The following is a 23,838-nucleotide window of genomic DNA, read 5'->3' as shown; positions in this document are numbered from 1 at the left end:
TTATAAAGACCCAAGATTTAACTCCTACACTCTTCCATGAAAACGGCAAGAAGCGATAACCCCTTGCCTTCAATCGAAAATCCCCCTTATTTCATTCATTCTCCCTTGCACTCAAAATATTTCCTTTAGTATTGATGTAATGATATGCTCCGAATCCCATTCATGCTCAGATATCTCGATAAGGGGATATCGATTCGGTAAAACGGGTTGCTGGATCTCATGAACGGTCAGTCCTTGATGATGTAAACGCAAAATTTCACCACGGAGGTTTTCCAAATAATCTAGTTTTTTTCGGAACATTTCCTTTCCATCCGGAACATGCCCGGCATGACAGCAATACACTTCTCCAAAATCATATTGGAGTAATCTTTTTATAGAATCGATGATGATCGGGACAGACTCTTCCCGTAAGACAAGCTTTGTTTTTGGTGTTACGAAAAGATCTCCGGAAAAGAGCATGCCATTACTGTGATTCAAATACACCATATGGTCCTTCGCATGACCAGGGGTAAAAATCGGCTCCCACTTTTGGGTGCGGGAATGAATGGCCTTCCCTAGCGGCTCAGCCTTAAAGGCGTCTCTCTTCCCCCAAAATATTTTGCGATACTCAGGATATTCAGCATCCTTCGCACAAGCATCGACCGACATCGGATGAATGAATATCGGAACCTTTTTATGTTCCATTATCCAGGCTGCGCCCCCCGTATGGTCCTCATGATAGTGTGTCAGCGCCACTAAATCGAAGTCTGCGGACTCATAGAATGGAACAAGCCCTTCCAATAATATCTGTGCACCTGTATCTATCAATAGACCATCCGTTAAAAAAACATAAACACTCATCCCCGACTTGCCGCTAGGAGTCCCGTGCACACAAACCACATCATTTACTGTCTTTATCTCTATCATGAATTTACTCCCCATTATTGGAAAAAATAGTTTCATCTTCCTTTTTCACATTATTATAATAAATGTATTATCTCTTTACCCTTTTGACAAGAAAATAATGGAATAATTAACCTGGATGGAAAGGCTTGATAATTGTCATTTAGCCCATTTTTAGAGGAATGGTTTTTAACGATAAGCACGGAACAAAAAGCAGGCGCAAGCCGAGGGCGGACCACCCGCGGAAAGCAAGTGCCTTTTGTTCCAATCAACGTTCAAATTACAAGCCATAAAAAAACTGTAGGCAAACTTGAACTGCCCCGTAAATGTTAGACACCAAACTAACATTTACGGGGTGTTTTTCTATGGCTAAATTTTCTGCCGAACAGAAAATATTTATTACGCGTCTTTACCTAGAAGGAATGCACTTTCCCTTCTCGGAAAAACTGGCAATATCCTATCCTATTCTTTTGAACTTTATTCTTTTTCGCTATAATGATATGGAAAGGGAGAAAGAAGGTGGAAACGATGCTTGAAAATCTCAAACAAAAATTCCCGAACGCTCTTACCAATAAAAAGGATACTAATGATTTTACTGACTATGTTTGGTTCGAAGACTCAAGAAGTATACTTGGCATTCCCCGTTCAGAAATCACAGCTGAAGAAATCCGTTTATTGGAACTGCTTTTTGTTCCTTCCATAAACCAAAATAACCTCAATACGTTTCCAGGCACATCATGGAAAACTTTTTTATCCGAACCGAATGCACCATTGCCTTTAACAAGCTGGGAGAATGTTCGATTCATTCATTTCAAGCTTACTCATGCTGATTATTCCCACTCCGATTTTGAAGACGCCTTCCTCGCTTTCGTTCCATCTGACGCAGCCATTGTCTGGGAAAATGAAACGGCAGGAATCTTAATTGAAACGGTCAAGGATGAATCTTTATCAAATAAAGAACTAATCGCCATTTCTTCCACGCTTGAAAGTGACTTTTATGTAAAGACCCGAATGTTCACCGGGCGCTTTCACCCAGTAAATCAAGACCTGCATCATCATAGGAATCAGGAGAAAAAATGTTTTGATTTGGCACAGGTACATCTGCCGGATCTAAAGGTGGCTGATTTGGCAGACATCATCCCCCATTCTTTAATAAATGACCTATCCGTTACGAATTCAAAGTGGTATATCAATGAGATTCTCGGCAAGACCAAACAGGATACTGAACTTATCAAAACGATTAAAACGTATATCGAATGTAACTCCAATGCTACCTATGCCGCCAAACAGCTTTATATACATCGGAACAGCTTACAATACCGGATAGATAAATTCACTGAAAGAACTGGTCTCGATATTAGAAACTTTCGTCACGCCTTGACTGCGTACTTGATTATATTAATGAATGATTAATTTTCATCAAAAACAGGGATCATCATCCATTTTTGTGCAATGTGCCCATACTTTTTTCTAAACTGATAGCTTAGACTATAGTTAATTAGTACAAGTAATCAGGAGTTTAAAAGGGGGATTTTTCATGGCAGAGTTAATATTAGATCATATATTCAAGATTTATGATAAAAAGGTAACCGCTGTTAAAGACTTCAACCTTCGAGTTGCCGATAAGGAATTCATAGTTTTTGTGGGACCTTCAGGTTGCGGTAAATCGACGACATTAAGGATGATTGCCGGACTGGAAGACATTTCCCAAGGGGATTTATATATAGACGGCAAGCGAGTCAATGATGTCCCTCCGAAAGATCGTGATATTGCGATGGTTTTCCAGAACTACGCCTTATATCCCCATATGTCCGTCTATGACAATATGGCATTTGGATTGAAGCTCAGGAAAACACCAAAAGCGGAAATCAAGCAAAGGGTCAATGATGCTGCAAGGATCCTCGGACTTGAAGAGCTGCTAAACAGGAAACCTAAAGCCCTTTCCGGTGGTCAGCGCCAGCGTGTGGCACTTGGCCGTGCAATTGTAAGGGACGCAAAGGTTTTTTTGATGGATGAGCCACTATCCAATCTCGACGCAAAGCTGCGGGTTCAAATGCGGGCGGAAATCGCTAAACTACATAAACGGCTGGACACCACGACAATATATGTCACACATGACCAAACAGAGGCAATGACAATGGCGACACGCCTTGTCGTAATGAAAGATGGTGTCATCCAACAGGTCGGTGCACCAAAGGACGTTTACGAGAAACCCATTAACGTTTTCGTCGGCGGTTTTATCGGATCGCCTGCCATGAACTTCTTCACCGGAACATTAAAAGAAGGCACGATTAAAATTGGTGCACAAACGCTAGAAATACCAGAATTGAAGATGAAAATGCTGCGTGATCAAGGATATGTCGGAAAAGATATAATCCTTGGCATCCGTCCGGAGGATTTCCATAATGAAGGAGTTTACTTCACGGAGTCCCCAAACACAACATTCACAACCCAAATTGATGTAGCCGAGCTCATGGGCGCGGAGATCATGCTTTACTCCACATTAGAGGGCCAGGACTTCGTCGCACGGGTCGATGCCAAGAATATTATCCAGGCAGGCGAGAAAATCAAACTTGCCCTTGACATGAATAAAGCCCACTTTTTCGATAAAGGGACCGAACATCGCATTTTAGTTGAAGAAGATGAACAGATGCAGGAAAGCATGAAGTTATCTGCTAATTAAACGCAAAAAGACCCGTTCATGAATGGGTCTTTTTCGTTTATTCAAATAATATCTAAGGGGCAAATCCTATTCCTGGACCAAAACCACTTCATCATGTCCGCATTCAGAGCATTTCATGAGATGCGGGCATTGGCCTTTTTGAAGGGATTGAGGGTATCCGTCGTTTTCTTTAAGTGTGTCGATATCCATATAAGCACTGTAATCATCAGCGTAATCCATGAATTTCCCTTTATCATCAAGATCACTGCTGCACTCCGGGCAATTTACATGAATTTTTCTTAGACCGTTGCAAAGCGGGCATAAAGACATTGTTTTTCCTCCTGTCCCCGATACTTTTCCATTATTTTAACATATGGGAACACCCTCCCTAAAACCAACGGGAGGGTACTCCTATGCAATTATTTATTAACCATGTCAGCAGGATCTACCCATGCTTTGAATTCAGCTTCCGTCAGGAATTCTAATTTCAACGCCGCTTCTTTTAACGTAGAGTTGTCCTTGAATGCAGTTTTGGCGATCTTGGCTGCTTTTTCATAACCAATATGCGGGTTCAATGCTGTTACCAACATAAGTGAACGGTCTACATTTTCTTTGATTTTATCTTCATTTGCAGTGATGCCAACTGCACAATTAATGTTGAAAGAGTGAATGCCTTCCGTCAATAATTTCACCGTTTGCAGGAAGTTAAAGATGATGACTGGTTTGAATACATTCAGTTCAAAGTTACCTTGGCTTGCTGCAAAGCCAATCGTAGCATCGTTACCCACAATTTGTGTCGCAATCATGGTAAGCGCTTCACTTTGTGTAGGATTGACTTTACCTGGCATGATGGAGCTGCCTGGCTCGTTTTCAGGAATGGCAATTTCGCCGATTCCGCTTCTAGGGCCACTTGCCAGCCATCTGACATCGTTCGCAATTTTCATTAAATCCGCTGCCAATGCTTTCAACGCACCGTGTGCGTAGACGATTTCGTTATGGCTTGTCAATGCATGGAACTTATTATCCGAAGTGACGAAGGGATGTCCTGTATCTGCTGCAATTTGTTTGGCGGAAAGTCCTGGGAATTCTTTTTTTGTATTGATTCCCGTTCCTACAGCCGTTCCGCCTAGGGCCAGGTTCAATAATTTTTGGCTGCTTTCCTGAATCATCGCGAGATCTTTATCGAGCATCGCTTTCCAACCGGAAATTTCTTGTCCCAAAGTCAGTGGTGTTGCATCTTGAAGATGTGTCCGGCCAATTTTCACGACATCCCAAAATTCTTTTTCTTTTGAATCGAAAGTATCACGAAGTGCTTTGATGGCAGGAACCAATTTTTCAGCGACTTCCATAAAGGCTGCAATATGCATGGCGGTCGGGAAAGTATCATTGGAGCTTTGTGCCTTGTTAACATCATCATTCGGGTGAAGGGTTTCGGATTCACCATTTTCTTTTAACCATTCATTCCCTTTGTTAGCGACCACTTCATTCACGTTCATATTACTTTGCGTACCGCTTCCCGTTTGCCAAACTACAAGTGGGAAATGTTCATCAAGCGTACCTTCAAGGATTTCGTCGCAAATCTTAACGATGGCATTCTTTTTAACCTCCGAAAGATCACCAAGATCATAGTTCACCTTTGCCGCAGCTTGTTTAACGTATGCAAATGCACGAACTAATTCAATCGGCATTTTTTCGTTACCGATTTTGAAATTGTTACGGCTTCTCTCCGTTTGTGCACCCCAATATTTATCGGCAGGAACTTTCACTTCACCCATCGTATCTCGTTCGATTCTGTATTCCATGTGTTCTCCTCCTATTGTTTGCACTATTCATCGAAGACCATATGTATATGAAATGAATAATGTCATATTATTCTTTCTCTCTATACATTGTACAAACTTTATTTTTTTAATGCAAAAATAACCGGCCATGCCTCCCCCTTTTTCTTTAAAATCCATTTAATATCGTGTTTATCCCTGGACCCATGAAAATTTTGGATATTCTTTTTAGACACATAAAGTGTTGGCACCGCTAGTCTCCAATTGCCCTATTCATGAAAATCAAAGCATTATCATCCAAAATGTTCTTGACAGTATTTTATATATATAGTAAATTCAAAAGAAATTGAATAATCTAAACTCTTATCGAGAGAGGTAGAGGGAATGGCCCGATGACACCTCAGCAACCTTCATTTGTTTCAAACCAATGAAAAGGTGCTAATTCCACAAGTTTGTGAACTTGGAAGATAAGAAGAATGACTCGTCCCTATTTAATCAAAGTCTTCTTCTTAAAGAAGACTTTTTTTTATTTTATTTAACTAAAAAGGAGCAGTGAAAACTATGTACAAAACTGAAACATATCTTGCTCAATTAGGAAATCGCAGTGAAACGGCGACAGGAACAGTCAATCCGCCAGTATACTTTTCAACAGCTTTTCGCCATGAAGGAATCGGCCAATCGACTGGATTTGATTATACAAGGACAGGTAATCCTACACGCCAACTATTGGAACGATCCATCGCCGATCTGGAAAAAGGCGACCAAGGGTATGCCTGCAGTTCAGGAATGGCAGCCATTTCTACTATACTGGCCTTATTTAAATCAGATGATGCATGGATTGTCAGCGAAGATCTTTATGGCGGTACATATCGTCTGTTGGAACAAGGGTTTAAGAAATGGGGATTGAAGTGCGACTATGTAAACACTTGTTGTTTGGAGGATATTGAAAAAGCCATCACTCCTCACACGAAAGCCATCTTCATCGAAACTCCCACTAACCCTCTTATGCAGCAAACAGACATTAGCGCCGTTGCAGCATTGGCCAAACGATTTAATTTATTGTTAATCGTTGATAACACTTTTTACACGCCTCTTATTCAACAACCCATCCTGCTTGGAGCAGATATTGTGATCCACAGTGCAACCAAGTATCTCGGTGGTCATAATGATGTGCTCGCTGGACTGATCGTTGCTAGCGGCGCTGAATTATGTGATGCACTTGCCTTCCATCATAATGGCATGGGAGCTGTCTTGAGCCCATTTGATTCCTGGCTGTTGATGCGCGGAATGAAAACCCTGGCATTGCGGATGGAACGTCATGAAAAGAATGCCAAGATACTTGTAGATTACTTGTCGGAACATGATTGTGTTACAGATGTATTGTATCCAGGTAGAGGCGGCATGATTTCATTCCGTATCATTGATGAAGCGGCGGTCAACCCATTTTTACAATCACTCTCATTAATTTCGTTTGCAGAAAGCCTTGGAGGGGTTGAAAGCTTCATCACCTATCCTGCTACACAAACACATGCCGATATACCGCTTGAAGTCAGAACGGCGAACGGGGTTTGCAATCGCCTGCTGCGCTTCTCCGTCGGCATTGAAGACAGCGAAGATTTGATCCAGGACTTACAGCAAGCATTCGCACATGTAAAAAGGGAGGCACTACGATGACCACTCATGATTTCAGCTTTGAAACCAAATTACTTCATAATCAACATAAATTCGATCCTGCAACAGGCGGTGTGAGCGTCCCCATTCAGCACGCATCCACTTTCCATCAATCCGATATCGATCAATTCGGCAAATATGATTACAGCAGAAGCGGGAACCCAACTCGCGAAGCACTGGAAGATATCATTGCCGAACTTGAGGAAGGCACTCACGGTTTTGCCTTTTCATCAGGTATGGCAGCCATTTCAACAGCTTTCCTGCTGTTGTCTGCCGGAGACCATATCGTCATTTCCGAAGATGTGTATGGCGGTACGTTCAGGATGGTCACAAACGTTTTGACGCGTTTCAATATTGAGCATACATTCGTTGACATGACGGACCTTGAAAGCATTAAAGCGGCCATTCAGCCAAATACGAGAGCCATATACATCGAAACGCCTTCAAATCCATTACTTAAAGTGACCGATATTAAAGCAGTATGTGATATCGCGAAAAAAGCCGGTGCCTTAAGTTTTGTTGATAATACATTCTTGACCCCAGCATTACAAAAACCACTGAATCTGGGCGCTGATGTTGTCCTTCATAGCGCAACGAAATTTTTATCCGGCCATAGTGATGTGATAGCTGGACTTGCCGTAGTAAAAGATCCGGATTTGGCAGTAAGACTCGGTTCCCTCCAAAACTCCTTTGGAGCGGTTCTTGGTGTACAGGACGCCTGGCTTGTAATGAGAGGTCTGAAAACCTTGTCCGTTAGAATGGAACACTCCCAAAAAGGGGCAGAAAAGATTGCCGCCTACTTAAATGAGCAGCCTTTGGTGAAAAAGGTTTATTATCCTGGCCTGGCCGATCATCCACAGCACGAAATCCAGCAAGGCCAGTCGCTTGGTGCAGGGGCGGTCCTATCATTTGAATTGGAAAGCGAAGAAGTCTTCCGCTCTTTCGTGAACACTGTCGAGCTTCCTGTCTTTGCCGTAAGCCTTGGAGCGGTCGAATCGATTTTATCCTACCCGGCCAAAATGTCCCATGCTGCCATGCCTGCTGATGAAAGGGAAAAGCGAGGCATCACGAACAGCTTGCTCCGCCTCTCTGTCGGACTTGAAAATCCGGACGATTTAATCAAGGATTTCGATGCTGCCCTCGTAAATATTGCAAAAGGGGAAGCAATTGCTGCAAAATGATTAAAGGATGGGTGCCTCATAAATTATGGGCACCCACTTGTTTGCATCATTTTAATTCTTTTTCAACCTATTAATAAATAAAGGCCAACGATTTCTCGATGGCCTCTCTTTCATTTCTTCATATTATATTTATCCAAAAAGCGGTCCACCCGTCCGCCTTTTTCAGCAAACTTCTGCTTTCCAGTATAAAAAGGGTGGGTATCTGAACTGATCTCCACTTTTAATAACGGATACGTTTGCCCATCTTCCCACTCGATCGTTTCATTGGACGTTTTCGTGGAACCTGTCAAAAATTTATAACCACTGTTGGTATCCATAAATACTACTTGTCGATAATCGGGATGAATTTCTTGTTTCACTATTATCACCTCATTGTTAATATGGGTATATGTTAAACGTAATGATTACTATTATTGATCATTTTGCTTGAAGGTGCCAATAACCGGCACCTCCTTATAGTTTAATCTTGATTATCCATACTTATTCAATTGTGCTTCAACCGGCCATCCCGTTATGCGGACCGGCCTGCAGTTCATACATTTGATAATACTTCCCTTTTAATTCCATTAATTCTTCATGTGTACCTTGCTCGGAAATCCGCCCTTTATCCAGTACAAGAATTTGGTCGGCATTTTTAATCGTGGAAAGTCTATGTGCAATGATGAAGGTCGTTCTCCCTTTTTTCAGCACATCCATTCCCTCCTGGATAATTGCCTCGGTTTCAGTGTCGATGCTTGCAGTCGCTTCATCCAATATCAGAATCGCCGGATTGAATGCAAGAGCACGTGCAAAAGAGATGAGCTGCCGCTGTCCAGAAGATAACGTTCCTCCTTTTTCAATCACGGGTTCATCCAGCCCTAAAGGAAGATGCTTCAGCACTTTGTCCCCTCCTACATCTTTTAATGATTTTTCAACCATTTCCCTTGTGATGCCTTTATGATTCAGACTGATATTGGAAGCGATGGTGCCAGTAAATAAATAGGGATCCTGTAGGACGATTCCCATATGCTCCCTAAGCGTTTGATGGGGGATATCCAAAATATTCCTGCCATCAATTTTGATTTGCCCTTCGCTGCTATCATAAAAACGGAACAGTAAATTCATTATTGAACTTTTTCCTGATCCAGTATGGCCTACTAAAGCGACCGTTTCCCCTTGCTTAGCTGAGAAGGAAATGTCCTTTAACACATATTCTTCATCCTTATAGCCAAAAGAAACATTTTCAAATAGCACGTTTCCTTTGTATCTGGATATGTTTTCATCACTGACAGCCAATCCCTGCTCATCCAATAAACTGAATGCCCGCTCCCCTGCAACAAGTGCCTGTTCTAGGTTAGCGAACTGATTGACGATTCCGTGAAGCGGATGAAGCAGTCGGCTGATCAAATCAACAATTGCATACATCATTCCTAAAGAAATGGCTGAACTCGCTGTAAGGGAAATCCCGCCGAAATACCAGACGAATGCCATTAGCGCCAAAACCTTAATGACACCAATCAAGTTTCCACCCGTCAACGAATTCAAATGGAGCATTTTATTTTGATAGGAATAATGCTCCCGGTTCAAATTTTCAAATGTTTGCTTCGTTTCCTTTTCACGTCCAAATGCCTGAATGATGCTCATTCCAGAAATGGATTCATTGATCATCCCATTAATATCGCTGACCCGTTCCCTAATGATGTGATTATATTTCGAGGCGAATTTACGGTATACAGTCGTCCAGATAACGATGATCGGAATAAGTAAAAGACCAATGGTACCAACACGTGCATCCAGAATAAACAAAGCAATGAGAACGCCGAAGATATTAATTGTGCTCGAGAAAAAGTTGGCGAGCACGGTTACATATAATTCCCGGATCGCTTCCGTATCATTAGTGACCCTTGCTACAACTTTTCCCGCTGGCATATTATCGAAATAACGTATCGGTAAACGGGAAATATGCTTAAAAATATCATTTCGCATCTTCTGAATGATTCGGTTGGCCGCTTTCTGCAAATAAAAACTCTGCCCATATTGAAAAATGGAAGAAATGATGACAAGGCCAAAGTAAAAAGCCACAAGCTTAAGGATCCGCGGAATTTCCGGTTGGTAAAACCGCATCACTTCCTGACTGGTCAACTTCACTGCTTGCGCCCGTTGCTCTTTTCCGTCTTTCTTAATGATCAACGATTGGTTCTCCAAGGTTCTGCGTCCATCCATTGGTTCAGCTTCATTTACGAAGACAAATTGATTTCCAACCTGCAGAACGTGGACTTCCCTGCCTTTCTTCTCACCTTCAGTGAAGTAATCAGCCCGTTTATACCATTTTTCTTCATACTCCACAGCATCTTTTCCTTTAACCGTTTCATACCAGGAGGATTCGATGCCAAGTATATGTGAATCAATGATTTTCTTGGCAACGAACGGACCCGTTAAATCGGCCGCTACCGAAAGTGCCAGCATGATCAGGGCGCCAATGATCAATTTTTTATAAAGGGCAGCATAATTAAAAAGTTTCTTTACGACCTTCATGCCTTCACCTCCGTTCCTTCATCAACCTGCTGCCGCTCGTATTGCTCCCTATACCAGCCATTATCCTGCAGTAAATCTTCGTGAGTCCCCTCTTCGATGATCTCTCCGCCATCCAACACGATAATCCTATCCGCGTGCTGAACGGCTGATAAGCGATGGGTTGTGATGATGGTCGTTTTCCCTGCCCGTTCATTTTGGATATTTTCAATGATGGTCGTTTCCGTTTTCGCATCCACAGCGGATAAGGAATCATCCAATATTAGGATTTCTGGATTTTTGATCAGTGCCCTGGCAATCGAGATCCTCTGCTTTTGCCCTCCAGATAGAGCGACACCCTTCTCACCGACAAGTGTCTCAAGACGGTTGGGCAGCATCATTAAGTCCTTCTCAAAATCCGCAAGCCGGATAGCTTCAGCCAGTTCATCTTCCGTTGCATCCATTTTACCGAATAAGATATTTTCCCTCACAGACTTTGAGAATAAAAAATGGTCCTGTGGGACATAGCCGATCCAATTACGAATATCTTCAAGGTCCAGTTGCTCCAGCGGTATGCCTGCAAAAGCAATTTCTCCTCTTCCTAAAGGATATTCCCGCAGCAATTGCTTCACGAATGTCGTTTTTCCACTTCCTGTCTTCCCAACTATCCCTAATGTTTGACCACGCTCAAGCTGAACGGAAATATTGGATAGATTCACAACTGTTGAGGATGGGTATGTAAAAAACACGGAATTGAATTGGATATTTTCCGGATTCGGAATACTCTCCAGACCCAATGAGTTCTTCACATCCGCCTCATATGAAAGGGTGTCTTGAACACGGTCAAGCGAAGCATTTCCCCTTTGCATGACATTGATCAGTTCACCCACCGCGATCATCGGCCAAATTAACATGCCTAGGTAAACATTGAACGAAACAAGTCCGCCAAGCGTTATGGCCTGTTGAAAAACAAGATAAGCCCCGTAGCCCAAACCGATTAAATAACTGATGCCGATGATAATGCTTATCGTCGGATCAAAGAGGGCGTCGATTCTTGCCACCGCGAGATTTTTGCGATAAACATCCTCTGTCATTTCATCAAATCGCTTTTCATCCTCCCGTTCCTGGACATAGGCCCGGATGACCCGGACACCTGAAATGGATTCAAGGACCTTGTCATTTAAAGAACCAAAGGCTGCTTGTGCATCCGTAAAACGTTTGTAAATTTTCTTCACGTAGATTTGCATCATCACTGCCATGATCGGAAGTGGCAGCACCGCCGCAATCGTCAACTCCCAGCTGATGGTGGCGCCCATCATGACCACAACCGTAATGGTGAACAGAACCGAGTCAACGAGCGTCAATATCCCGAAACCAGCTGTGAGGGAAATTGCCTTTAAATCATTGGTTGCCCTGGCCATTAAATCCCCTGTACGGTTTTTTTCATAAAAAGTCGGCGTCATTTTCAGCAAATGGCTCATAAATCCGGACCTTATTTTTCGTTCGACCAAGTTTCCGCCGCCGAATAACAGAAAGCTCCATAAGTAACCAAATAGGTAGCTTCCGCCCAGTACCATGAGCAAATAAACAACGTATTTCATGACACCCTCCTGCGTCATGCTGCCATTATTCATATCATCGATGGCATTTCCGACGAGCTTTGGCGGGATAACCTCCAGGATATTGACTAGACATAGAAATAAAATGGCATAGGTATAGCGCTGCCACTGTTCTTTAAAGAACCAGGACAGCTTTTTAAAAATCGCAAACATGAATTCCCCTCCCTTTTGTTAAAACCTTACCCTTCACTAACCACTTTCTGGATCTCCGGGCTGCAGTAAGACTCCCAATGTCATTTGTCTCATTTAAAACTCCTCCTATCTCTTATATGGAAAGGCCGCTATTGCACCTGTATCCCCAAAGCCAAAAAGCCTCCGCCAATTAGCGGAAGCTTTTTTAGATGTGTAAGAACACATATAAAGGCGCAGGCCGCGAAAATTCACAACCTGCGCTTTAAAATGATCAATGAGCACGTTCTAATCCTTTGTCTAGAAAGACAAAGTTTCAGGGCAGGCGGACGTATGATATTCAATTGTGATATCTATGTGCTTAACTGATTTAGTCATGACGTTCGCCTCCTTCTCCTTGATTAATGGTAATATTTAACTTATATTAAAAGATTACTACGTGTGTATATTTTTGTCAATTGTGACTTTTCTAGATTATTGATGGATAATCCTTTATTCTTATAATGACGTAACCTAAGGAGGTTCAGCATATGCCATGGAGAAAATATATACTCCTAGCGGTTCCCTTTTTATTATCATCCATTTTCATCTTATTTGCCGTACCGGTCCAATATAGACCGGTTTCCTTCATTCCTGTTTTACTTTTCTGGATAGTTTATTATATTTTATTGTACCGGGAAAAGAAGAAGAAAAATAACTGATGACGAAAGAAAACCATCAACAATCAACTTGAGGGCGTTGCAAATGCAACGCCCCTTTCTTGACGGCTCTGCATATAATGATCGAAAAACATTCGTGGTGATTGTATGTTCTCGCAATATGTGCAGAAGCTGTTAGGCAAACTCCCTGTCAAAACAAAACCCATCATCGATGCTGAAAGATATGACACGCTAAAATCCCATTTACAAAAAGAGCTTTTTCAGCCTTTGGATGTGTCTAAAGCTTTTTTACCTATGGAATCGGCTCTTATAAAAAGCATTCGGACCGAAGCAGCTGCCTGGAACCGGAATAATGCTACAAGAACACAAGCATATCTGGCCTTTTATAATCGTAATCCAGAGGTCCATTGGGCCTTTTTAGCACATATGGTTTCGAGGAATGGGGGATACCATATGACTGATTTGAAAAGTTCATCCATGACCCATCTCTTTGACAGAGCGGAACGGCAGAAATTTTTCCAGTTCCTTGAGCGCGCCAATTCAGCGATATTTGCCGATGCCTTCCCCCAGCTGCTTTTATATGAACATTCTAAACAAAAAGAACTTCCGATAAGGAAGTATTTTCCGGTATTCCGCATTTCAAGATTCATGGCCCCGATTTGGGAATCTTTCATCGAGGAACCCCATTCACCCCTTTTGACAACATCCCTTATCATTAATGAACAAAGAATGCTTCAGGAAAGGGTAATAAAACGCACCCGCCATGGTGAAATCCTTCGAAGGCTTGATTTTCAGCTGCAGGAATACTTAGGCTTCATGAACGTTATCTTTCCTTACGCGAATAAACAAGACGGACTCCGTTCCTTGACCGGCCTGACCGTAGACCGCTTTGCCAATCCGAAACAGCGTATTGAAACGGGAAAATTCTTATACGGGCTTCTTTTTCAGGATTCGGTTGTTTTTCACGGTGTTGGCCAATTTACAAAAGAGGTTCCACACACGGGTTCAAGAGAGGATTACTGGGAAAGCATATATACCTCTGATGCATCCGCGGCAAAAGATGATAAAGTTTATAGCCCCATTCTTCATGATGCATGGGCAGATCAAATTGTCTTTCCTCCCCCTTCCATTGATTGGTTCACGAATGAAAGCTTCATAGAAGATTTAAGAAGTTCACCGATTATAAAAAAAGCGGACCTGACCAAAAAGGTGCTTGAAAATGTAAAGCATCTCAAAACCCTTAACGGAATGAAAGCCATTTTCTAGATCAAGCCTCTTACTTTGAATATCCTATCCTCCATTTGGCAAGAATGGTTAGCAAAAAGAATGGGTGAATCGAATGAGAGGCATTGTACTATTAAATCCAAACTACAATATCGGGGATTTACATACAAACGAAAGCTTTGCAATCCAAAAGATCATGACGGACAAGTATATAGACGAAAAAAATATTTCCCCGGTCATATTGAATCCGTATCAAATCCATCCTTATTACACCATCCCGCATGAGCTTCTTTTCAATTTACAGAATCGAAAAAAGTGTCAAATCGATTGCCTGGTGCTTCACTCTCTAGCTACGATGGAACGTTTCATCTATATTTACCCTGAAAAGTGGCTTGAGCTATGCGGATATTTCAAAGAGATCATCAGTGTCGCGACTCAAACTCCGGTTAGGAATTATGAAGCAAATTAATGCTTGAATAAAAAATCATGGTACTTAAGGCATTGTGAATGGATTCTCCAGGGTGAAAAGTCCTTGAATGTTCATTTACCATGACCATCCTTCCAAAGTACTTTGATTTGAGCTCCCTTCTTTACATGAGCTACACGATAACGAAACTCTTTTATTATTGCCGCCGTATTCTTCCCCCTTTCTTTATCTATTAAAACCCCTCCCAAATCATTGGCAATTAATTCGTATCAATTTTCCCAATTGCGCGATTAACAGGAATTTTATAACTCTTAAACTATCTATTGGAAATATAGATAAATTTACGGATAAAGCATAGAAAAATAAGTTAAATTTATATATCATTGGAGATAGGAATTTTCTTATTTTTTACTTTTACTAGAAAGGAATGTTAATGATGACCAAAGAAAAAAAGAAAAAAAACCCAATTCCTTTCCGATTGAACATTTTTTTCTTTTTAATATTCATTTTATTTTCAAGCTTAATAATCCGGCTTGGCATCGTCCAAATCGTGTATGGGGATGATTACCTCCGCGAAGTCGATCGAACGGAAAACGATGTGGCCAATACCCCCGTTCCCCGTGGGAAGATGTATGACCGGAACTTGAATCCGGTCGTTGATAATGAGCCACGCAATGCCATTACTTATACGAAATACCCGAATACGAAAACTGCCGATATGGTAAAGACGGCTGAGGTCCTTGCTACCTTGATAGAAAAAGATACAAAAAAGGTAACGACCCCGGATAAAAAGGATTTTTGGATTTTAAAACATCCGAAAAATGCCGAAGCTTTGATTACTAAGGCCGAGAGGAAGAAAGTAGACGAAAAGAAGCTGAAGCAAAAAGATTTATACAAACTTCAAATGGAACGGGTAACCGATGAGAATATCAAGGAATTCACCAAGGATGAATTGGAAGTGATAGCCATCTTCCGGGAATTCAATAGTGGCTATGCCCTCGCCCCTTCCATCGTGAAGAACAAAGATGTCACTACAAAGGAATACGCCAGGGTTAGTGAGCATTTGGATGAAATGCCAGGCGTGGACGTAACGACTGATTGGGAAAGGACCTATAAGTATGACGAGACCCTCCGTTCGGTTCTGGGCAAAGTCTCTTCTTCCGAAGAAGGGATTCCCAGTGAAAATATTGACTATTATCTGGCACGCGACTATACCAGGAATGATCGGGTCGGAAAAAGTTATCTCGAAAAACAATATGAAGATGTCCTGCGCGGCCAAAAGACGCGGGTTGAAAATGTGCTGAGCAAAGGGGAGGTCATCAAATCGAATACCCTCACCGAAGGACAAAGCGGAAAAGACTTGGTCCTGACAATCGATATGGAGCTGCAGCAAAAAGTCGAAAAAATCATCGAGAACGAATTGCGTATATCTAAATCTAAGGGAAATACATACCTATTAGATCGTGCCTTCGTCGTTTTAATGGACCCGAATACAGGTGAGGTGCTTACGATGGCCGGTAGGCAATACGGACGTAACAGTAAAACCGGCTTAACCGAAATGAACGATTTCGCCCTTGGAAACATTACGACCTCCTATACGATGGGGTCATCTGTTAAAGGGGCTACGGTCTATACGGGCTTTCAGACTGGAGCCATCTCACCGGGGTCGGCGTTTCATGACCACCCACTTTTATTAGCTGGTGCCGAACCCAAAAAATCTTATAGCCCTTTAGGGTATGTAACGGATGTTTCTGCATTAAAAAAATCGTCGAATGTCTATATGTTCATGACCGCAATTAAAATTGCCGGCGGCCATTATATCCCTCATCAACCCTTAGGGATCAACCGGGAAGCTTATGCAATCATGCGCAATCATTATGCCCAATTCGGATTGGGTGTCCGTACCGGCATCGACCTGCCAAATGAATCGGTCGGGTTTAAAGGCGTCGACATGTCTACAGATGGATTGCTGCTGGATTTATCGATTGGCCAGTATGATACATATACTCCTATGCAATTGGCACAGTACGCTTCAACGATTGCAAATGGCGGCAAGAGACTGGAGCCGCGTATGGTCAAGGAAATCCGGAACCCTTCCGACGAACACAGTCAAATGGGCAGCGTTTTTAAATCGATGAGCCCCAAAGTGCTGAACGAATTAGGCGGAAAGGATGTTTGGATTCAGCGTGTCCAAGAAGGTTTCAGGCAGGTTGCCCAGGAGCCAGGTGGGACGGCGTATAACTATTTCGGAGGGAAATCCTACCATGCAGCAGCGAAAACGGGAACAGCCGAGGCCTTTTACGACGGACCGCGGAGGAATCAATATAGTAAACCATTGGATACCATTAATCTAACACTTGCAGGTTATGCACCACACAATAACCCGGAAGTGGCATTCTCTGTCGTCGTGCCATGGGTCTATCAAGGCAAGCCCTCTGACGATATCAACAAACGTATCGGGAAAGAAGTAATGGACGCCTATTTTAAATTGAAGGAAAAAAGATCAAAAGGTGAATCTGATGCAGACAATGCAATAGAAAGCACACAATGATGGTTTACACAAAAAGGCCTGCTCGATTATGAGCAGGCCTTTTTGTGCTCTCACTACTCCAGCTTTTGAACGAATTCCTTATATAGAGCCCTTAGTGCATCTCCCCTGCTGATGATGCCGACGACTTTATCATTTTTGTCCACGACGGGGATTTTCTTGAAATGATGCTTGGAAAGGACCTTTATCAATTCATCTAACGGATCTTCGGGGGATAGCTTTGTAATTCTTTTATTTCTTATGATTTGTGAAACTTTATCATTCATTTTGGATGTAACCTTTTCATCCAATTCTTCACCTGGAAGAACCGTAATGTATGTGAAATACCCCATGATGGCTTCCTCAGCAGGTTTCAAATAACGAAGGATATCCCCGTCCGTCACCATTCCCAATAGCTTATCGCGTTCATCCACAACCGGGACCCCGCCCACTTTATTTTCGATCAAGATTCGCAGAATTTCCTTTAGTGTAAAATCAGGACGGGCTACATAGACTTCCCTTATCATGAAATCCTTAACTAACATAATACCACCCCTTTTTTTAAAGTTCGTCGTTCTATATTCATCTCCTTTCTATTATTACCCTTACTTACTCTATTTAAAAACCCTTGCCGCCTGGACTGCCTTTTTCCAGCCATTATATAAATCCTTCCGTTCCTGCTCTTCCATCTCGGGTTCGAATTTCTTATCGACTGCCCACAGCTTTGAAATCTCTTCTTGGCTTTCCCAATACCCGACTGCGAGCCCAGCTAAATACGCGGCCCCTAACGCTGTCGTCTCACTAATAACCGGCCTTTCGACTGGTACTTTCAAGAGGCCGCTTTGAAATTCCATCAAGAAGTCGTTTTTGACAACCCCGCCATCGACCCTCAATGCCTTTAGGTTAATCCCTGAATCGACTTCCATGGCGCAAAGGACATCTTTTGTCTGGTAGGCCAAAGCTTCCAATGTTGCCCCGTACGAAATGCTCCTTCGATGTCCCCCTTGTTAATCCGAATACCGCTCCCCTCACATCACTATCCCAATAAGAGGTACCTAATCCAACAAATGCTGGGACGACATAGACGCCGTCAGCTGAAGTGACCCGTTTTGCATACATTTCACTGTCTTTCGAATCATTCAAGAGTTTTACCCCGTCCCTTAACCATTGTATGGCCGAACCTGCAACAAAAACACTGCCTTCCAATGCATATTCGACTTTTCCGTTCAGCCCCCATGCAATCGTGGTCAATAGGCCATGCTCTGATTTCACTGCCTTTTCTCCTGTATTCATCAGCATAAAGCATCCTGTACCGTACGTATTCTTGGCTTTGTTTGGCCAAGTATGTTTTGAAATAGGAATGGCAGCCTGTTGATCCCCCGCTGACCCGGCAATCGGGATTTCGTGGCCAAAGAAATGATGTGGGGCTGTATTCCCATATACCTCCGATGAGGAACGAACATCCGGCAGCATCGATTGCGGTACTTGCAGTATTTCCAGAAGCTCTTCGCCCCACTTTAAATTATGAATGTTATACATCAGCGTGCTTGAAGTTCGAATAATCGGTTACATGGGCTTTACCACCCGAAAGTTTCCATATGAGCCATGTTCGACCGTACCAAACAATAAGTCTCCGCTTTCAGCTTTTCCCCGGGCCCCATCTACATGGTCTAGAATCCACTTCATCTTTGTACCGGAAAAATAAGCATCATTCAACAAACCGGTTTTCCGTAAAAATAAGTCATCAAGACCCTCATCCTTCAATCGCTCGCAAATTTCGCTTGTCTGCCTGGATTGCCAGACGATGGCATGATGAATCGGCTGACCTGTTTCTTTATCCCATACCACGGTCGTCTCCCGTTGATCCGTTATGCCAATCCCAGCAATCTGTTCTGGTTTTATATTCATTTCCGATAAAACGGAACCCCAAATTGCATTTGCATTGTGCTTCACCCATCCAGGATTCGGGAAATATTGGATGAATTCCTTTTGGGCAATATGCAAAACTTCCCTTCTTTTATTAAGGCTCTTTTCGTAAAGATTGTTGTTTTTAAAACGAAACTATTCAAGGTTGATTGGAGCGGAAGTGCGAGACTCCTGCGGGAGCAGCGGGACAGGTGAGACCCCACAGGCGTTTACGCCGAGGAGGCTCACCGCCCGCCCCGCGGAAAGCGAGCATCTGGAGGGAAATCAACCACAACTCACTACCTGGTAAATAGCAACAAAGTATGTGAAAACAGCCTTTATTAAAAAAACGGCCCGGGAACTTGTCGTTCCCTGATCTCCATGGTTGTCTCCTCCTACACTTAAGATTCCTAAGTGTCTTGCTGTTTTTTCTTTCTTCATTTTTCTTGATATTCCCGTAAAAACAAAAAATATATAAAGTACGGCGAAAAACTGAAAAATATTAGCAGGTTAAGAGATTATCTTTTACAATGAACATAAGTTGGATAGGAGGAATGGAAAATGAATAATCATGAAATAGATTTTAAAATATATGGAGATGACATGCAGTTTGTTGAAGTGGAATTGGATCATCAGGAAACGGTGATTGCAGAAGCTGGAAGTTTAATGATGATGGAAGATCAAATCAAGATGGAAACCATCTTTGGTGATGGGTCTTCGAGTAGCGACGGCGGAATGATGGGGAAGCTATTTGGCGCTGGAAAAAGGCTCCTTACAGGTGAGAGTCTTTTCATGACGGCTTTTACGAATGAAGGAAGAGAAAAAAAACACGTTTCCTTTGCCTCACCTTATCCAGGTAAAATCATTCCAATGGATTTAAGCGAGCTTGGTGGGAAAATCATTTGCCAAAAAGACGCTTTCCTTGCTGCAGCGAAAGGTGTTTCGGTCGGAATTGAGTTTCAGAGAAAAATAGGTGCAGGCTTCTTTGGCGGCGAAGGCTTCATCATGCAAAAGCTTGAAGGAGATGGAATGACCTTCGTGCATGCCGGTGGCACAATCCATAAAAAAGAATTGGTTGCAGGAGAGATCTTACGCGTGGATACAGGATGTTTAGTAGCCATGACTAGCGGAATAGATTATAACATTGAATTCGTAAAAGGCGTGAAAACCGCTTTATTCGGAGGCGAAGGTTTATTCTTTGCAACATTAAAAGGACCCGGAACCGTCTGGGTGCAATCTTTGCCATTCAGCCGTCTTGCCAGCCGTGTATTCGCTGCAATGCCGCAAAATGGCGGATCTTCTGACGAAGGCAGTGTTACTAGAGGTTTATTCAATTTATTCAACGATAAATAAGAACCGGGATCAATGGCTGCCATCATGGCAGCCATTGATCACTTTTTTAAAGGATGGATATCTACATGCAGCTTGTTAAGTGGTCCTACATGAGACGCAATAATATCAGGGCTTTTTTTGATCAATTCCCGGATTCGCCTGTTATTTTCCGCAAAATAAGAGATTACTATTTTGTTTATACCGTTCACTGGACAGCTGCCGATGCCCCTATCGGCATAAAGGAGCTTGAAGAAATGGAACAGCTGCTCAACCGTGAGCTCGGAACTGAACTTCAATATCTTTATCGGAAAAAATGAGTTCACTCCTCGTACATCATTTTTCTTGTCATGCCTCCATCGACGATAAGATCAGCACCCGTAACGAAGTCATTTTCCGTTGCCGTCAAATAAAGACATGCCCTTGCTATATCTTCCGGTTTGCCAACCCGATTGGAAAAATGCTGTTGATGATCTTCATCCCTCAACGAGTCATAATCACCCGTTTCAATCCACCCCGGAGAAATCGAATTGACCGTAATTTTCTCTTTACTGAATGAAGCGGCAAGTGCATGGGTCAGGGCTTTTATCCCTCCTTTTGTCGCAGCATAGGATTCCGAATCTGGCTCAGACATTATCGCTCTTGTTGATGCTAAATTGATGATTGCACCTCCCATTTCATTATTCCGCATCGATGCAGCCGCTGCCTTGGAACAAAGGAAAACACTGCGTAGATTCGTATTCATCATATCGTCCCATTCCTCAATCGTCAGCTCATAAAGCGATTTGAACAATGCCTTTCCCGCATTATTGATTAATATATCAATGGTCTTATATGTTTTTAGAGTGATATCCATCAAATGCTGGATGTCAGCTTCCTTGCGAACATCCGTCTTAACGAACATGGCTTCATGCCCATTATTTTTGAGCTCTTCCGCATACAGCAGACCTTCCTGCTCGTCCATATCTGCGAGAACCACCGATGCACCGCTTTCTGCATAACCCTTTGCCACACCTCTCCCAATACCATTTGAAGCGCCCGTTACAATCACCGTTTTGTTTGCAAAACCCATCATTTCACCCTCACTTTCGCCAGCTTATTTTTCCTTATCATAATATCCAATTCGCTTCACTACAAACACTACCCTTGGGTGATCAACAAATCCGTTTCCTAAGCATCAACAATCAGCAGGACCCATTATATTTTTGTAGCGGCCTCCAATGATGTATGATAATAAAAACAGCAAGAAAGAACCAGGGTGAAGGGCACCCGCTATTATTTTTCTTAAAGTGTAAAAAATTTATATTGGAGGAATTAAAAATGGACTTATTAAAAAATGTGTTTTCTTTAGGATTAGGTGCTGCCGCTGCTACAAAGGAACAAATTGAAAAAGCAGTGGACTCTCTTGTAAAAAAAGGCGAAATCAGCAAAGAAGACTCCAAGGATCTTATTAAGAATTGGGTCGAAAAAGGGGAACTAGCCCAAAAACAATTGGATGATTCCGTCAAGGCCAAAGTCAATCAAGCGCTCAACGGCCTAAACTTGGCAACCAAAGAAGAAGTTCAGGACTTAGAGCGCCGTATCCAAATTTTAGAGAAACAGAACCAACAATCGTGATTTGGAGGTACTTGAATGTTTGGCAAGCGACTGAAACACGCACATCGTTACCAGGAAATCATTAATGCCTTTTTGAAAAATGGTTTTGGTTACTTCATCTATCGCCTTGGATTATCCGAGAGTAAAGCGGCATCGAAACTCCAGCCTGACGAAAACCTGAACCTCCGCTCAATCGGAGAGCGGCTGCATACGATTTTACAAAGCCTGGGACCTACATTCATTAAACTTGGTCAGATTGCAAGCACAAGGCGTGACTTCGTTCCGGAAGAAATCATCCGCGAACTTGAAAAGCTGCAGGACCAGGTCACCCCCTTTCCATTTGATAAGGTTCGCAAAATTATTGAAGCCGAATTGGGTGATTCTTTGGAAAACATTTTTCTTGAATTCCATGAAAAACCACTGGCTACCGCTTCGATTGGGCAGGTCCATACTGCACGGCTTCCATCACAGGAAGTCGTAGCAATCAAAGTGCAGCGGCCCGATATTCTGCCGACTGTGGAAACGGATTTGGAAATTCTCGATGATTTGGCAAGACTGATGGAAGCACGCATATCTTGGGCCAGACGCTACCAAATCAGAAAAATGATTGATGAATTCGCTAAATCGCTTCGCGCAGAACTCGATTATAACTCCGAGGGCCGAAACGGGGAAAGAATAGCCAAGCAATTCATCGATGATCAAGGGTTTAAGATACCAAGAATCCATTGGGAGTATTCCACAAAAAGGGTCCTGACGATGGAATTCATTCAAGGAATTAAGATCAATCATTATAAACAGCTTGATGATGAAGGTTATGATCGTCGGAAAATCGCAGAAAGATTAGCGAATTCCATGCTTCAGCAAATATTGATCGATGGCTTTTATCATGGCGACCCCCACCCTGGCAACATCATCATTTTGCCAGGGAATGTCGTCGCACTCATGGATTTCGGGATGGTGGGACGTCTGGAGGATGAAACGAAGTATCAGTTCGCCTCGCTTGTCATCAACCTGAAACGTGGAAGCACCAATGGACTGATCAAGACACTTTCAGAAATGGGTCTTCTGACGGACGAAACCGATATGGCGCCATTAAGGGTGGATATTGATGAACTGCGAAATAAATATTATGATATACCATTGAGCCAAATCAGCTTAGGCGGAGCGGTCAATGACCTGTTCACAGTTGCCAATCGGCACCAAGTCCAAATCCCTCCAGAATTCACGATGCTCGGCAAGGCTCTGCTTACCATGGAGGCCATTGTTGAAGGACTAGATCCGCATTTCAGCATCATGAAGGCAGCTGAACCTTTCGGGGAAAGGCTTTTTAAGGAGCGCTACAATCCAAAAAATATTGCCAAGAACGCTTGGAATCAATTCATCGAGTCTGCCGAAGCCATTGCTGAACTACCCAAGGATATCAAGGAAGTAACAGGTATCATAAAAAAAGGGAAATTGCGACTGGATATCAATATTCCCGAACTTCAAGTTTTTTTGCATAAGCTTGATCAAATCTCGAACAGGCTTTCTTTCAGTATTATCCTGCTTGCATTCAGCATAATCATGGTCGGTCTCATTATTGGCTCGGCAATAGGTGGGGAAACCCTGATCCTATGGAAAATACCGGTTATCGAGATTGGATTTGTCGTTGCAACCCTGATGTTCTTACTTATGCTTTACACCATTTTCAGATCCGGAAAAATGTAAACTTACGAAAAAGGGCAAACCCTCTAATAAGGGCTTTCCCTTTTTCATGTTT

Annotated in this window: 23 protein-coding genes, 1 pseudogene and 1 riboswitch; of the genes and pseudogenes, 13 read left to right on the top strand and 11 right to left on the bottom strand. The window is 42.6% G+C overall.

Features of this window, described 5'->3' with window-relative positions; genetic code table 11:
• Nucleotides 1-111: 111 nt before the first annotated feature.
• The gene (locus ACFX4X_RS06550; RefSeq protein ID WP_377382581.1) at nucleotides 112-906 is read right to left on the bottom strand and encodes an MBL fold metallo-hydrolase; all 795 of its coding nucleotides are present in this window, start codon (nucleotides 904-906) and stop codon (nucleotides 112-114) included.
• 341 nt (nucleotides 907-1,247) lie between these two features.
• Here ACFX4X_RS06550 and ACFX4X_RS06545 point away from each other — a divergent pair, with 341 nt between their 5' ends.
• The 3 genes from ACFX4X_RS06545 (at nucleotide 1,248) to ACFX4X_RS06535 (ending at nucleotide 3,565) form a co-directional block, all read left to right on the top strand.
• Nucleotides 1,248-1,418 (top strand): hypothetical protein, encoded by a 171-nt coding sequence (locus ACFX4X_RS06545; protein ID WP_377382579.1) that lies wholly within the window; start codon nucleotides 1,248-1,250, stop codon nucleotides 1,416-1,418.
• Nucleotides 1,411-2,295, top strand: coding sequence for a PucR family transcriptional regulator (locus ACFX4X_RS06540; RefSeq protein ID WP_284471538.1), 885 nt, complete (start codon nucleotides 1,411-1,413; stop codon nucleotides 2,293-2,295). Before ACFX4X_RS06545 ends, ACFX4X_RS06540 begins: the two co-directional genes overlap by 8 nt.
• A gap of 124 nt (nucleotides 2,296-2,419) precedes the next feature.
• Nucleotides 2,420-3,565: an ABC transporter ATP-binding protein gene (locus ACFX4X_RS06535; protein WP_377382577.1), complete on the top strand. Its 1,146-nt coding sequence runs from the start codon at nucleotides 2,420-2,422 to the stop codon at nucleotides 3,563-3,565.
• Nucleotides 3,566-3,631: 66 nt separating this feature from the next.
• On the opposite strand, the gene ACFX4X_RS06530 is transcribed toward ACFX4X_RS06535, so the two are convergent.
• Together ACFX4X_RS06530 and fumC are read right to left on the bottom strand one after the other, a co-directional pair.
• On the bottom strand, nucleotides 3,632-3,874 hold the full coding sequence (locus ACFX4X_RS06530) for a hypothetical protein (RefSeq protein ID WP_089363779.1): 243 nt from the start codon (nucleotides 3,872-3,874) through the stop codon (nucleotides 3,632-3,634).
• Nucleotides 3,875-3,963: 89 nt separating this feature from the next.
• Nucleotides 3,964-5,346 (bottom strand): class II fumarate hydratase, encoded by a 1,383-nt coding sequence (gene fumC / locus ACFX4X_RS06525; protein ID WP_377382575.1) that lies wholly within the window; start codon nucleotides 5,344-5,346, stop codon nucleotides 3,964-3,966.
• Between the two features lie 336 nt (nucleotides 5,347-5,682).
• Nucleotides 5,683-5,796, top strand: a riboswitch (SAM riboswitch).
• Between the two features lie 87 nt (nucleotides 5,797-5,883).
• Between fumC and ACFX4X_RS06520 the strand changes: the two genes are divergently transcribed.
• Entirely contained in the window at nucleotides 5,884-6,996 is a 1,113-nt protein-coding gene (locus tag ACFX4X_RS06520) for a methionine biosynthesis PLP-dependent protein (protein WP_061461982.1), read from the top strand.
• Nucleotides 6,993-8,174 (top strand): cystathionine beta-lyase, encoded by a 1,182-nt coding sequence (gene metC / locus ACFX4X_RS06515; RefSeq protein WP_284471540.1) that lies wholly within the window; start codon nucleotides 6,993-6,995, stop codon nucleotides 8,172-8,174. The genes ACFX4X_RS06520 and metC overlap by 4 nt, the downstream gene beginning before the upstream one ends.
• A gap of 110 nt (nucleotides 8,175-8,284) precedes the next feature.
• Here metC and ACFX4X_RS06510 read toward each other — a convergent pair whose 3' ends face one another.
• The 3 genes from ACFX4X_RS06510 to ACFX4X_RS06500 all read right to left on the bottom strand — a co-directional run bounded on the left by ACFX4X_RS06510 (nucleotide 8,285) and on the right by ACFX4X_RS06500 (nucleotide 12,436).
• Nucleotides 8,285-8,533, bottom strand: a complete 249-nt coding sequence (locus ACFX4X_RS06510) for a type B 50S ribosomal protein L31 (protein ID WP_061461980.1) — start codon at nucleotides 8,531-8,533, stop codon at nucleotides 8,285-8,287.
• Nucleotides 8,534-8,669: 136 nt separating this feature from the next.
• Complete coding sequence (locus tag ACFX4X_RS06505) at nucleotides 8,670-10,688, bottom strand: ABC transporter ATP-binding protein (protein WP_377382572.1); 2,019 nt, start codon at nucleotides 10,686-10,688, stop codon at nucleotides 8,670-8,672.
• Nucleotides 10,685-12,436 (bottom strand): ABC transporter ATP-binding protein, encoded by a 1,752-nt coding sequence (locus ACFX4X_RS06500; protein WP_377382570.1) that lies wholly within the window; start codon nucleotides 12,434-12,436, stop codon nucleotides 10,685-10,687. Before ACFX4X_RS06500 ends, ACFX4X_RS06505 begins: the two co-directional genes overlap by 4 nt.
• Before the next feature lie 506 nt (nucleotides 12,437-12,942).
• Here ACFX4X_RS06500 and ACFX4X_RS06495 point away from each other — a divergent pair.
• The 4 genes from ACFX4X_RS06495 (at nucleotide 12,943) to ACFX4X_RS06480 (ending at nucleotide 17,273) form a co-directional block, all read left to right on the top strand.
• Entirely contained in the window at nucleotides 12,943-13,113 is a 171-nt protein-coding gene (locus ACFX4X_RS06495) for a hypothetical protein (RefSeq protein WP_155727248.1), read from the top strand.
• A gap of 105 nt (nucleotides 13,114-13,218) precedes the next feature.
• Nucleotides 13,219-14,337 carry a DUF2515 family protein gene (locus ACFX4X_RS06490; RefSeq protein ID WP_377382569.1) on the top strand — a complete coding sequence of 373 codons (1,119 nt, stop codon included), beginning with the start codon at nucleotides 13,219-13,221 and terminating at the stop codon, nucleotides 14,335-14,337.
• Nucleotides 14,338-14,410: 73 nt separating this feature from the next.
• A complete protein-coding gene (locus ACFX4X_RS06485; RefSeq protein ID WP_317778795.1) occupies nucleotides 14,411-14,764 on the top strand; it encodes a hypothetical protein in 354 nt (117 codons plus the stop codon).
• A 394-nt stretch (nucleotides 14,765-15,158) separates the two neighbouring features.
• Nucleotides 15,159-17,273, top strand: coding sequence for a peptidoglycan D,D-transpeptidase FtsI family protein (locus ACFX4X_RS06480; protein WP_377382568.1), 2,115 nt, complete (start codon nucleotides 15,159-15,161; stop codon nucleotides 17,271-17,273).
• A gap of 53 nt (nucleotides 17,274-17,326) precedes the next feature.
• Here the strand turns inward: ACFX4X_RS06480 and ACFX4X_RS06475 are convergent, their stop codons facing one another.
• From ACFX4X_RS06475 to ACFX4X_RS06460, 4 genes and pseudogenes are all read right to left on the bottom strand, one after another.
• Entirely contained in the window at nucleotides 17,327-17,794 is a 468-nt protein-coding gene (locus ACFX4X_RS06475; RefSeq protein ID WP_125161110.1) for a CBS domain-containing protein, read from the bottom strand.
• Between the two features lie 69 nt (nucleotides 17,795-17,863).
• Complete coding sequence (locus ACFX4X_RS06470) at nucleotides 17,864-18,175, bottom strand: FGGY-family carbohydrate kinase (protein ID WP_377382567.1); 312 nt, start codon at nucleotides 18,173-18,175, stop codon at nucleotides 17,864-17,866.
• On the bottom strand, nucleotides 18,153-18,542 hold the full coding sequence (locus ACFX4X_RS06465; protein WP_377382596.1) for an FGGY-family carbohydrate kinase: 390 nt from the start codon (nucleotides 18,540-18,542) through the stop codon (nucleotides 18,153-18,155). Before ACFX4X_RS06465 ends, ACFX4X_RS06470 begins: the two co-directional genes overlap by 23 nt.
• A 129-nt stretch (nucleotides 18,543-18,671) precedes the next feature.
• Nucleotides 18,672-19,253, bottom strand: a pseudogene (locus ACFX4X_RS06460) (FGGY family carbohydrate kinase); the annotation flags it as partial.
• 462 nt (nucleotides 19,254-19,715) lie between these two features.
• Between ACFX4X_RS06460 and ACFX4X_RS06455 the strand changes: the two are divergent.
• Nucleotides 19,716-20,507 carry a TIGR00266 family protein gene (locus ACFX4X_RS06455; protein ID WP_061461973.1) on the top strand — a complete coding sequence of 264 codons (792 nt, stop codon included), beginning with the start codon at nucleotides 19,716-19,718 and terminating at the stop codon, nucleotides 20,505-20,507.
• An 89-nt stretch (nucleotides 20,508-20,596) separates the two neighbouring features.
• Nucleotides 20,597-20,803: a hypothetical protein gene (locus tag ACFX4X_RS06450; RefSeq protein ID WP_377382565.1), complete on the top strand. Its 207-nt coding sequence runs from the start codon at nucleotides 20,597-20,599 to the stop codon at nucleotides 20,801-20,803.
• Nucleotides 20,804-20,805: 2 nt separating this feature from the next.
• On the opposite strand, the gene ACFX4X_RS06445 is transcribed toward ACFX4X_RS06450, so the two are convergent.
• A complete protein-coding gene (locus ACFX4X_RS06445) occupies nucleotides 20,806-21,555 on the bottom strand; it encodes an SDR family NAD(P)-dependent oxidoreductase (protein ID WP_377382563.1) in 750 nt (249 codons plus the stop codon).
• A gap of 248 nt (nucleotides 21,556-21,803) precedes the next feature.
• On the opposite strand from ACFX4X_RS06445, the gene ACFX4X_RS06440 reads away from it, so the two are divergent.
• Together ACFX4X_RS06440 and ACFX4X_RS06435 are read left to right on the top strand one after the other, a co-directional pair.
• The gene (locus ACFX4X_RS06440) at nucleotides 21,804-22,100 is read left to right on the top strand and encodes a phasin family protein (RefSeq protein WP_061461970.1); all 297 of its coding nucleotides are present in this window, start codon (nucleotides 21,804-21,806) and stop codon (nucleotides 22,098-22,100) included.
• Nucleotides 22,101-22,115: 15 nt separating this feature from the next.
• Nucleotides 22,116-23,786: an ABC1 kinase family protein gene (locus ACFX4X_RS06435; protein ID WP_061461969.1), complete on the top strand. Its 1,671-nt coding sequence runs from the start codon at nucleotides 22,116-22,118 to the stop codon at nucleotides 23,784-23,786.
• Nucleotides 23,787-23,838 lie beyond the last annotated feature (52 nt).

It is taken from the genome of Peribacillus sp. YIM B13481 (genome assembly GCF_042787985.1).
Classification (GTDB): domain Bacteria; phylum Bacillota; class Bacilli; order Bacillales; family DSM-1321; genus Peribacillus; species Peribacillus simplex_A.
Note: the sequence above shows the minus strand (reverse complement) of the source record. Positions and strands in the feature narration are given on the sequence as shown.

Excerpts from the sequence above, each read along its gene's own strand:
- ACFX4X_RS06450 (WP_377382565.1), top strand. The coding sequence starts at position 20,597 with ATGAGACGCAATAATATCAGGGCTTTTTTTGATCAATTCCCGGATTCG.
- ACFX4X_RS06455 (WP_061461973.1), top strand. The coding sequence starts at position 19,716 with ATGAATAATCATGAAATAGATTTTAAAATATATGGAGATGACATGCAG.
- ACFX4X_RS06490 (WP_377382569.1), top strand. The coding sequence starts at position 13,219 with ATGTTCTCGCAATATGTGCAGAAGCTGTTAGGCAAACTCCCTGTCAAA.
- fumC (WP_377382575.1), bottom strand. The coding sequence starts at position 5,346 with ATGGAATACAGAATCGAACGAGATACGATGGGTGAAGTGAAAGTTCCT.
- ACFX4X_RS06540 (WP_284471538.1), top strand. The coding sequence starts at position 1,411 with ATGCTTGAAAATCTCAAACAAAAATTCCCGAACGCTCTTACCAATAAA.
- ACFX4X_RS06480 (WP_377382568.1), top strand. The coding sequence starts at position 15,159 with ATGACCAAAGAAAAAAAGAAAAAAAACCCAATTCCTTTCCGATTGAAC.
- ACFX4X_RS06535 (WP_377382577.1), top strand. The coding sequence starts at position 2,420 with ATGGCAGAGTTAATATTAGATCATATATTCAAGATTTATGATAAAAAG.
- ACFX4X_RS06505 (WP_377382572.1), bottom strand. The coding sequence starts at position 10,688 with ATGAAGGTCGTAAAGAAACTTTTTAATTATGCTGCCCTTTATAAAAAA.
- ACFX4X_RS06550 (WP_377382581.1), bottom strand. The coding sequence starts at position 906 with ATGATAGAGATAAAGACAGTAAATGATGTGGTTTGTGTGCACGGGACT.
- ACFX4X_RS06495 (WP_155727248.1), top strand. The coding sequence starts at position 12,943 with ATGCCATGGAGAAAATATATACTCCTAGCGGTTCCCTTTTTATTATCA.
- ACFX4X_RS06500 (WP_377382570.1), bottom strand. The coding sequence starts at position 12,436 with ATGTTTGCGATTTTTAAAAAGCTGTCCTGGTTCTTTAAAGAACAGTGG.
- metC (WP_284471540.1), top strand. The coding sequence starts at position 6,993 with ATGACCACTCATGATTTCAGCTTTGAAACCAAATTACTTCATAATCAA.
- ACFX4X_RS06485 (WP_317778795.1), top strand. The coding sequence starts at position 14,411 with ATGAGAGGCATTGTACTATTAAATCCAAACTACAATATCGGGGATTTA.
- ACFX4X_RS06445 (WP_377382563.1), bottom strand. The coding sequence starts at position 21,555 with ATGGGTTTTGCAAACAAAACGGTGATTGTAACGGGCGCTTCAAATGGT.
- ACFX4X_RS06465 (WP_377382596.1), bottom strand. The coding sequence starts at position 18,542 with ATGAATACAGGAGAAAAGGCAGTGAAATCAGAGCATGGCCTATTGACC.
- ACFX4X_RS06440 (WP_061461970.1), top strand. The coding sequence starts at position 21,804 with ATGGACTTATTAAAAAATGTGTTTTCTTTAGGATTAGGTGCTGCCGCT.
- ACFX4X_RS06470 (WP_377382567.1), bottom strand. The coding sequence starts at position 18,175 with ATGGAAGTCGATTCAGGGATTAACCTAAAGGCATTGAGGGTCGATGGC.
- ACFX4X_RS06435 (WP_061461969.1), top strand. The coding sequence starts at position 22,116 with ATGTTTGGCAAGCGACTGAAACACGCACATCGTTACCAGGAAATCATT.
- ACFX4X_RS06475 (WP_125161110.1), bottom strand. The coding sequence starts at position 17,794 with ATGTTAGTTAAGGATTTCATGATAAGGGAAGTCTATGTAGCCCGTCCT.
- ACFX4X_RS06530 (WP_089363779.1), bottom strand. The coding sequence starts at position 3,874 with ATGTCTTTATGCCCGCTTTGCAACGGTCTAAGAAAAATTCATGTAAAT.
- ACFX4X_RS06520 (WP_061461982.1), top strand. The coding sequence starts at position 5,884 with ATGTACAAAACTGAAACATATCTTGCTCAATTAGGAAATCGCAGTGAA.
- ACFX4X_RS06545 (WP_377382579.1), top strand. The coding sequence starts at position 1,248 with ATGGCTAAATTTTCTGCCGAACAGAAAATATTTATTACGCGTCTTTAC.